The following is a 7,586-nucleotide window of genomic DNA, read 5'->3' as shown; positions in this document are numbered from 1 at the left end:
GGGATTTGATGTTCAACCCTGCGGCGCCCGTCGCCGTGGGAGAAGAGCGGGCGGCGAACCGCCCGCATTTGAGATATTAGCGAACCACGTAGGGCAGCAGGCCGAGGAAGCGGGCGCGCTTGATCGCCTTGGCGAGTTCGCGCTGCTTCTTCTGGCTGACGGCGGTGATGCGCGACGGCACGATCTTGCCACGCTCGGAAATGTAGCGCTGCAGCAGACGCACGTCCTTGTAGTCGATCTTGGGCGCGTTGGCGCCGGAGAACGGGCAGGTCTTGCGGCGGCGATGGAACGGGCGCCGGGTCGGGATCTGATTGATGTCGACCATTATTCTGCACCCCCTTCAAAGCCTTCGCGCGGACGGCGCGGACCACGATCGGCACCGGCGTCGCCGAACGAGCGCGGCGGACGATCGCCACGGTCGCCGCGATCACGATCGCCGAACGAACGCGGACCACGATCGCCACGGTCACGGTCGCCGAAGCCGCCGCGTTCCGAGCGCTCTTCGCGCTTCTGCATCATGGCCGACGGGCCTTCCTCATGCGCCTCGACCTTGATGGTCAGGAAACGCAGCACGTCTTCGGACAGGCCCATCTGGCGCTCCATCTCGTTGAGCGCGGCCGCCGGGCAATTCAGGTCCATCAGCGTGTAGTAAGCCTTCCGGTTCTTGTTGACCCGGTAGGTGAGGGACTTCAGTCCCCAGTTCTCGACCCGGCCGACGGACCCGCCATTTGCGGAGATGACACCCTTGTACTGTTCGACAAGCGCATCGACCTGCTGCTGCGAGAGGTCCTGCCGGGCAAGAAACACATGTTCGTAAAGAGCCATTATGTCTTATGCCTTTCTTCGTTTCTCTCCCGGTTCCCGGCGGCAAAAGCCTCTGCAACTTCTCTGACCCGCAAACCCTCGAGGGGCAGGGGGAAGAAAGGAGCATGACGAGACGGTCGAGAGCGGAGACACGGGAGGCGGAAGCACTTCCGGCTTCACACGAAGGTTCTGAAAAACCTCCGGCCCTCCGTTCAGCCCCCAGCAAGGACCGGCAGATTGCGGGCGTCTATACAGCAATCCGGCCGCAAAGCAAGGGCAAGCGGCATTCCCGTGTGTCGCAGGCGACGATCGGGAGCAGCAACGGCCGGAGTCGTGGTTTCCGGCAACCACGTCTTAACCACACCAGCAGGTTGTGTGGAGTTGAAGCCTGGCCGTCAACGGTCGATTCATCATGGAAGGCGCAAAAGCCCGGACAACCGCGCAAAAGCGGCAAGCATTTCCGGGGGTAAGGATGCTTCTCAACAAATTCTGGCGCTCGAAGAGCGGCAATTTCACGCTTGTGCTGGGACTGGGTTTGCCGGTCATCCTGACGGCAGTCGCTTTCGCAACCGATGTCTCGACCCTTATGCGGGCCAAGAGCAATTTGCAGAACGCTCTCGATTCGGCAAACCTTGCTTCTTCGCATCTTGGCGATCTCGACATCACCCGCAATGACGCTTTCAACCGCTATTTCCAGGCCAACATCGTCGGTCATGGCGAGCTCGACAATGCGCAGGCGACGTTGACTGTCGACAAGGGCGTCAACTTCGTCAAGACCAAGGCGGTTGCCTCGGCGGACGTCCATCTCAACTTCGCCTTCCTGTTCGGCGACAGCAAGCACATCGTGGTCGATGCCTCGGCGGTCGAATCGAACAACCAGCTCGAAGTCGTGCTGGTGCTGGACAACACCGGCTCGATGGCCGGCGCGCGGATGACGGCGCTGAGGACGGCGACAAAATCGTTGCTCGACACGCTCGAAGCGGCGAAATCGCCAACGCGCAAGATCCGCGCCTCGCTGGTTCCTTTCGTGACGGCCGTCAATGTCAATGGCGACGGCTTCGACCCGTCCTGGATCGACATGGACGGCAAGTCCTCAACCAACGGCGTCAATTTTCCCGTCATCGACGGCAAGCGGCCGAACCACATGGCGCTTTTCAAACAGCTCAAGAAGACCGGATGGGCCGATGCCGGATGGAATGGCACCGGATGGAAAGGTTGCGTCGAGGCGCGGCCAGGCGCTTACAATATCTCCGACACGCCACCCGACCCGGCCAAGCCCGACACGCTGTTCGTGCCCTACTTTGCGCCGGATGATCCCGAAGACGCCCAGAAGCCGTCTGGCTCCTATGGCAATTCGGATAAATACTACAACAACTCCTATCTCAACGATGTCAGCGACAAAACCAGGCTTGCCCAGTCGGGCATCAACATTCTGGGCATCGATCTCAGCAACCTGCTCGGCAATCTCATCGAACTTCTGTCGCCCGATGACAGGGATGCCAGGGAAAAGATCGCCAAATATGTTGCGCCCGCCAAGGAACTCATCACCGAGATCGGCTCTCCCGTCACTGTCGGCCCGAACCGTGCGTGTCCGACCCCGGTGGTCCCCCTGACCGACGATTTCGACAAGCTGCGCAAGGCGGCCAGTCAGATGACCGAGTGGAATGGCTCGGGTACCAATGTCTCCGAGGGCCTGTCATGGGGTATGCGTGTGCTGTCGCCCGCCGCGCCCTACACCGACGGAGCGCCTTGGAAGACGCCCGGCATCAGCAAGATCGTGCTGTTGCTCACCGACGGCGAGAACGTCGTCTATGGCGCCAGCGAACAAGAACCGACAAAGTCGGATTACACATCCTATGGCTATCTGGCTGGCGGCCGCTTCGGATCGGACAACCAGACGACCGCTGCGCGCAATGTCGACGGCTGGACCAAAAACGTTTGCACGCAATTGAAGAACGAGGGCGTGCAGATCTACACCATGGTGCTGCAATCCGACACCGCAGCCAACCGTGCGCTTTACAGCGCCTGCGCCTCGGATCCGAGCAACTATTATGCCGTCAACGATCCGACCAAACTGCCGAACGTGTTCCTTCAGATCGCCAACAACTTCACGAAGCTGCAATTGACCAACTGAACACGCGAACCGAGACGGACCAGCAGGCTCTGAGGAAATCGCTGGCCTCAACTCGTATGGGCGGCGACAATCTTGTCGACCGTTTCGGGGAAGAAGTCGGGCGCTGCGTGGCGTTTGCCGAACATCATATCGTACTGCAGCAGGCGGAAATCGCGGATCGCCGGATCGATCTCCTTCTGCCGCGCCCAATCGGGCGTGGCCTCGCCAGCCGGCGTCAGCAGCAAATTGCGGTCGACGACACGGTAGTGTTCGCTCATCTCGCCCAGGAAGCCGGTGTAGTAGGGATGGCTGATGCCGGCCGTCTTCAGGATATGATAGGGCAGGAAGGCCGGGCTGACAGCGCCCATGTGCTCAGCCGGCCCGGTGCGGTTCGACCAGATGACCAGCGGCGTCTCATGATGCTCGAGGGCAGCCTCGGGCGACGCTTCCTTGCGCGGCGCGACATTGTCCTTCAGGAAGCCGGTTTCGACATAGACCGGCCCGAGCGGCGGCAGATGGTCGCCGAAGAAGGCGATCACGGTTGGGCGGGAGCGTGTCTTTGCCCATTCGACGAGGCGTTCGAGACCGCGATCGGCATCGGCTGAGCCTTCGGCGTAGCTGAGCAGCGATTCGCGCGCCCACTGGCTGATCGGCGCCTGCACCCTGTGCGTGGGACTGTAATAGCGGTTCGGTTCGTAGGGACCGTGGTTTTGCAGGCTGACCGCAAAGAAGAACACCGGCTCTTCGCTGGCGTCGGCCTCGCTGATGATCTCGTCGGTCATCGCGGCATCCGATGCCAGTGGCCCGCGCTTTTGCATTGGCGGCAGCGTCTCTTCCGACTTGAAATCGTTGAAGCCGAAATCGGCGTAGACCGCGCCACGGTTCCAGAACCAGTTGGTGCCCGGATGGATGGCGCGCGCCCGATAACCCTGGCTCTTGAGGAAGGTTGCCAGCGACGGCGTCGGCGTGCGCACATATTGCTGGTAGGGGATGCTGCCGGCCGGCAGGAACGCGTTGGAGAAGCCGGTCAGCGCCTCGAACTCGATATTGGCGGTCATGCCGCCGAACTCCGGCGAGAACATCGAGCCGGAGCGCAGCGCCCGCACATTGGGGATCGGATCGGGCGTGATGGTGACGCCGGGCAGCTTGGTCGGGTCCCAGAAGGACTCGCTCATGACGATGATGATGTCAGGCTTCTCGGCCGGCACCGAGGCGGTCACATCGGGCCTGGCGATCGCCGCGATCGCCTTGTCGGAATAGCCCGGCGGCGCAGAGACATGCGCCATCGGCACATTGAGCGCAAAGGCCAGCGCAAAACCGTTGGAGGCATAGTTTTCCTTCTGGTCCCACATGATCGGGATGATCTGCAACCGGTCCCTGGTCCAGGAGAAGGTGGCATAGTCCATGATCGAAACGAAGAAGGCGAGCAGCGGCACTGCCAGCGTCAGCCGCGCAAGGCGTCCCTTGCGGCTGAGTGCGGGAACCTTGCGGCGCCACATCCGCCAGCCATAGACGAGCAGCGACAGGCCGGCGACGATGCCGACGACCATGGCGAGCGCGGTCATCGGCCGGTCGCGCACCAAAAGCGGCAACAGCGCGAAGATCTGGCGGGCATAGAGGAAATCGGTCGGATAGAGCGGATCGCCGAGATAATGCGACTTCTGGTGGCCGACGAAGGCAAGCGATAGCGTCAGCGGCGCGACGATCATCAGGCTCTGATGGCTGCGGCCCAGCACCGCATCGAGGCCGATCAGGATCAGCGCGAACACGACGATGGTGGTCCAGCCCGGCTTGAGCGGCTGCAGGAAGAAGGAGACCGTGCCGGCAAAGTCGCCGCGCACGATCAGTTCGATGGCAAACACCAGGACGGCGGCGATCGCCAGGCTGATCAGCCCATAGCGCACGACCGGCCATCTCCTGCCCGGCAGATAGCCGGTGGAGGGGTCGTCTTCCAGGAACTGTGGCGCGGCCTTGCCGGCGCGTTTGTAACTCTTTGCCACTTTAACTTCCCCACCCAGCGACAAGCACGTCACTCGATTGTCATGGAATTGTCACGCAAAGCTAGCGCCTGTGGCCAAAATAAGAAGAGCCAGCAAACGAATCGTGAGCGGTTTTCATCAGGAGTGATCGCCAAAAAGCCTTTCGGAACAGGCACTCGGCGGATGAAGCTGCGGTCGAGCAGGGTCGAACCGGGCTTGACTTGGCGGCCTGCCTTGCGTCACAGGCAAGAAAAACTCGTCTATCAGGCAAGCAAAACCAGCCCTTGGGAGCCCGCGCATGGCCGTTGCATTCACCTTTCCTGGACAAGGCAGCCAGGCAGTCGGCATGGGCAAGGATCTCGCCGAGGCCTTTCCCGAGGCGCGCAGAATTTTCCAGGAAGTCGACGACGCGCTCGGCGAAAACCTGTCGAAGCTGATCTGGGAAGGGCCGGAAGAGACGTTGATGCTGACCGCCAACGCGCAGCCGGCGCTGATGGCGGTGTCGCTGGCCGCGATCCGGGCGCTGGAATCGCGCGGCTTCTCGCTGAAAGGCAAGGTCGCCTATGTCGCCGGTCATTCGCTGGGCGAATATTCGGCGCTCGCGGCCGCTGGCTTCGTTTCGGTTGCCGATGCCGCCAGGCTGCTGCGCATCCGCGGCAATGCCATGCAGGCGGCGGTGCCGGCCGGCGAGGGCGCCATGGCGGCGATCATCGGATTGGAACAGGCCGATGTCGAAGCCGCTTGCGCGGAAGCCGCCAAAGGCTCCGTCTGCCAGATCGCCAACGACAATGGCGGCGGCCAACTGGTCATTTCCGGCGCCAGGGCCGCGGTCGAACTGGCGGCGAAACTGTGCACTGAGAAAGGCGCCAAGCGCGCACTGATGCTGCAGGTGTCCGCGCCCTTCCATTCGGCGCTGATGGCGCCGGCCGCGAACGTTATGCGCGACGCACTCGCCGGTGTGACAAAGAATGCGCCGGTCGTTCCCGTCCTCTCCAATGTCACGGTCAGCCCGACCAGCGATCCGGACGAGATCGCCCGCCGCCTGGTCGAGCAGATAACCGGCCGCGTACGCTGGCGCGAGACCGTGGAGTGGTTCGGCGCAAATGGCGTCACCACGCTTTACGAGATTGGCGCCGGCAAGGTGCTTTCGGGATTGGCGCGGCGCATCAACCGCGACATCGCCACTGCGTCGGTCGGCTCGGCGGCTGAGGTCGAGGCAACGCTAGCAGCGCTTGCATAAAGCCCTATTTGATCCCATTCCCTGCAAAGGGGTGTTCTCTTCTCAATCAGGAGACAAAAATGTTCGAATTGACTGGCCGCAAGGCGCTCGTCACCGGCGCATCGGGAGGCATCGGCGAGGCGATCGCCCGGATGCTGCATGCGCAAGGCGCGATCGTCGGCCTGCATGGCACCCGCGTCGAGAAACTGGAGGCGCTGGCTAGCGAGCTTGGCGACCGGGTCAAGCTGTTCCCGGCCAATTTGTCCAACCGTGACGAGGTCAAGGCGCTCGGCCAGAAAGCCGAGGCCGATCTCGAAGGCGTCGACATCCTGGTCAACAACGCCGGCATCACCAAGGACGGGCTGTTCGTGCGCATGTCGGATGCCGATTGGGACAGCGTGATCGAGGTCAATCTGACCGCCGTTTTCCGGCTCACCCGCGAACTCACCCATCCGATGATGCGCCGCCGCCATGGCCGCATCATCAACATCACCTCGGTGGTCGGCGTGACCGGCAATCCCGGCCAGACCAATTACTGCGCCTCCAAGGCCGGCATGATCGGCTTCTCCAAGTCGCTGGCGCAGGAGATCGCCACCCGCAACATCACAGTTAACTGTGTTGCACCAGGCTTCATCGAATCGGCAATGACCGACAAGCTCAACGACAAGCAGAAAGAGGCGATCATGGCGGCGATCCCGACGCGGCGCATGGGCACCAGCGTCGAAGTCGCGTCCGCCGTCGCTTATCTCGCCTCCAACGAAGCCGCCTACGTCACCGGCCAGACCATCCACGTAAATGGCGGCATGGCTATGATTTGAACGAGGTTCTGCAGCAACGCCGGCGGGTTGTGTAAAGAGACCATTTCGGCTTGGACCTCAGCTATTTTTCGTGTAATGCGGCCCGCAACCCGGCGGTTCGGGCAAAAATCGGTCCGTAGTCGTTGCGTTTCCGGCAGGACCATCTTTCAGCTTGATTAGCGGCATTCTGCCCGCTAACGAAGACAGACAAACAAAAGACGAGGATGCCCAAATGAGTGACACCGCAGAGCGCGTCAAGAAGATCGTCATCGAGCACCTTGGCGTCGATGCCGACAAAGTGACGGAGCAGGCGAGCTTCATCGATGATCTGGGCGCCGACAGCCTCGACACGGTCGAACTCGTCATGGCGTTCGAAGAAGAATTCGGCGTCGAGATCCCCGACGACGCGGCCGAGACCATCCTGACCGTCGGCGATGCCGTGAAGTACATCGACAAGGCTTCGGCCTGACGCTTTCTGCAGTCATCACCGGGGAGGACCTGCGATGAGGCGTGTCGTCGTCACGGGCCTTGGCTTGCTGTCGCCGTTCGGCATGGGCTTCGAGCACAGCTGGAAGGAGCTTCTGACCGGCCGCAGCGCTGCCAAGCGCATCACCGAGTTCGAGGTGGAGGACCTTGCTTGCATGATCACCCGCGTCAGTCCGCGGGGTGACGGC

Annotated in this window: 8 protein-coding genes; 5 read left to right on the top strand and 3 right to left on the bottom strand. The window is 62.0% G+C overall.

From position 1 onward, the window contains the following. Window positions 1–76: 76 nt before the first annotated feature. Window positions 77–325 carry a 30S ribosomal protein S18 gene (gene rpsR / locus EOA22_RS18930; protein ID WP_006203718.1) on the bottom strand — a complete coding sequence of 83 codons (249 nt, stop codon included), beginning with the start codon at window positions 323–325 and terminating at the stop codon, window positions 77–79. Continuing rightward, window positions 325–825: a 30S ribosomal protein S6 gene (gene rpsF, locus EOA22_RS18925; RefSeq protein WP_013532520.1), complete on the bottom strand. Its 501-nt coding sequence runs from the start codon at window positions 823–825 to the stop codon at window positions 325–327. Before rpsF ends, rpsR begins: the two co-directional genes overlap by 1 nt. 451 nt (window positions 826–1,276) lie before the next feature. Here rpsF and EOA22_RS18920 point away from each other — a divergent pair, with 451 nt between their 5' ends. Then, window positions 1,277–2,938, top strand: a complete 1,662-nt coding sequence (locus tag EOA22_RS18920; RefSeq protein ID WP_063167703.1) for a pilus assembly protein — start codon at window positions 1,277–1,279, stop codon at window positions 2,936–2,938. A gap of 47 nt (window positions 2,939–2,985) precedes the next feature. Here EOA22_RS18920 and EOA22_RS18915 read toward each other — a convergent pair whose 3' ends face one another. Further along, on the bottom strand, window positions 2,986–4,917 hold the full coding sequence (locus EOA22_RS18915) for an LTA synthase family protein (RefSeq protein WP_024504319.1): 1,932 nt from the start codon (window positions 4,915–4,917) through the stop codon (window positions 2,986–2,988). Window positions 4,918–5,194: 277 nt separating this feature from the next. Here EOA22_RS18915 and fabD point away from each other — a divergent pair, with 277 nt between their 5' ends. From fabD to EOA22_RS18895, 4 genes are all read left to right on the top strand, one after another. After that, window positions 5,195–6,136 carry an ACP S-malonyltransferase gene (gene fabD, locus EOA22_RS18910; RefSeq protein WP_013532517.1) on the top strand — a complete coding sequence of 314 codons (942 nt, stop codon included), beginning with the start codon at window positions 5,195–5,197 and terminating at the stop codon, window positions 6,134–6,136. Window positions 6,137–6,195: 59 nt separating this feature from the next. After that, the gene (gene fabG, locus EOA22_RS18905) at window positions 6,196–6,933 is read left to right on the top strand and encodes a 3-oxoacyl-[acyl-carrier-protein] reductase (protein WP_013532516.1); all 738 of its coding nucleotides are present in this window, start codon (window positions 6,196–6,198) and stop codon (window positions 6,931–6,933) included. A gap of 211 nt (window positions 6,934–7,144) precedes the next feature. Beyond that, window positions 7,145–7,381: an acyl carrier protein gene (locus EOA22_RS18900; RefSeq protein WP_006203723.1), complete on the top strand. Its 237-nt coding sequence runs from the start codon at window positions 7,145–7,147 to the stop codon at window positions 7,379–7,381. 34 nt (window positions 7,382–7,415) lie between these two features. Then, window positions 7,416–7,586, top strand: a 171-nt coding sequence (locus tag EOA22_RS18895) for a beta-ketoacyl synthase N-terminal-like domain-containing protein (protein WP_281040765.1), incomplete at its 3' end; no start/stop codon positions are given.

Source organism: Mesorhizobium sp. M7A.F.Ca.US.014.04.1.1 (genome assembly GCF_003998745.1).
Lineage (GTDB): Bacteria > Pseudomonadota > Alphaproteobacteria > Rhizobiales > Rhizobiaceae > Mesorhizobium > Mesorhizobium ciceri.
This window is presented reverse-complemented; position numbering and strand designations above follow the sequence as displayed.